This is a genomic window from Elstera litoralis, assembly GCF_000963705.1.
GTDB lineage: Bacteria > Pseudomonadota > Alphaproteobacteria > Elsterales > Elsteraceae > Elstera > Elstera litoralis.
Genome location: NZ_LAJY01000586.1, coordinates 1 through 1145 on the forward strand (window position 1 = coordinate 1; position 1145 = coordinate 1145).

The 1145-nt window shown below is 60.2% G+C and carries 1 protein-coding gene and 2 pseudogenes; all 3 read left to right on the forward strand.

Translation table 11 applies throughout. From position 1 onward, the window contains the following. A pseudogene (locus VZ95_RS29450) lies at window positions 1–304 on the forward strand (arginine--tRNA ligase); the annotation flags it as partial. A gap of 8 nt (window positions 305–312) precedes the next feature. Continuing rightward, entirely contained in the window at window positions 313–660 is a 348-nt protein-coding gene (locus VZ95_RS29455; protein WP_408606108.1) for a DALR anticodon-binding domain-containing protein, read from the forward strand. Next, window positions 660–1145: pseudogene (locus VZ95_RS17875) on the forward strand (hypothetical protein); the annotation flags it as partial. The gene VZ95_RS29455 and the pseudogene VZ95_RS17875, both read left to right, overlap by 1 nt.

The window sequence follows — 1145 nt, forward strand, 5'->3', positions numbered from 1 at the left end:
TGGCGGCGGTGAAGGCGCTCACCGACGGCAAGGTCGCGCTCGATATTAAGTTATGCCAGTTGGTTAATCTTCTGGATAAGGGCGTTCCGGTTAAAATGTCCAAGCGGGCCGGGAACTTCGTTACCTTACGCGAAGTCGTGGATGAAGTCGGCGCGAATGCGGTGCGCTTTATTATGCTAACGCGGAAAAACGATGTGTCTTTGGACTTTGATTTCGCAAAAAGTTCAAGAGCAATCAAAAGATAATCCGGTGTTCTATGTGCAGTATGCCCATGCGCGCGCCGCCTCTGTTCTGCGTAATGCTGTCGATAGTTTGTCACAGGATCAGCTATCCTCCGAGTATTTAGCTAATTCTTCGTTAAGTCGCTTGACCGACGAGGCAGAACTTGGTTTGATGCGCACGTTAGCAAGCTGGCCTAGGTTGGTTGAGGCGGCCGCCGAGGCGCACGAGCCCCACCGTATCGCGTTCTATTTGGGCGACGTTGCGGCGGGGTTCCACGCGCTCTGGAATAAGGGGCGAGACGAGGCAAGTCTGCGCTTTATTCTGTCGGACGATCCCGAATTAACCATCGCACGCCTCGCCCTGGTTCAGGGGGTGAAGAGTGTGATCGCCTCGGGCCTTGCCGTTTTAGGTGTCGAGCCGGTCGAGGAAATGCGGTGATGCAGCAAGATTTCGATCCCCGTGATTTAGAGCCGGCGCTGCCGTCGGAAGAGCCGAAGGGGCGGCGCTGGCTACCGGCAACGATTGCGCTGGTCGCCTTGGGCGGCTTTAGCGGAATCGTTTGGTACGCCTATAATCAGGGAGCCAGCACGTCGAACGGCGGCGCGGTGCCCTTGGTTCAGGCCGACGCCGGGCCGCTGAAGAGCCGCCCGACCGATCCCGGCGGGCTGGAAGTACCCAATCAAGATAAGCTGATTCTCAACGGCCAAGCGGTCGATGGCGCGCCGGGTAAGGTGGAGCGCATGCTACCGCCGCCGGAAGCGCCGATGGCGAAACCCGCGCTCGCGGCAACGCCGACTTCCGCCCAGCCGCAAATTGCAACGGCGACGCCACCGGCTTTGACGGGCGCACGCCCACAGGCTCCGGCGCAGCAAGCCTCGCCGATCCTCGTGCCGAACCAGCAGCAGGCGAACGCCGTGCCGCGC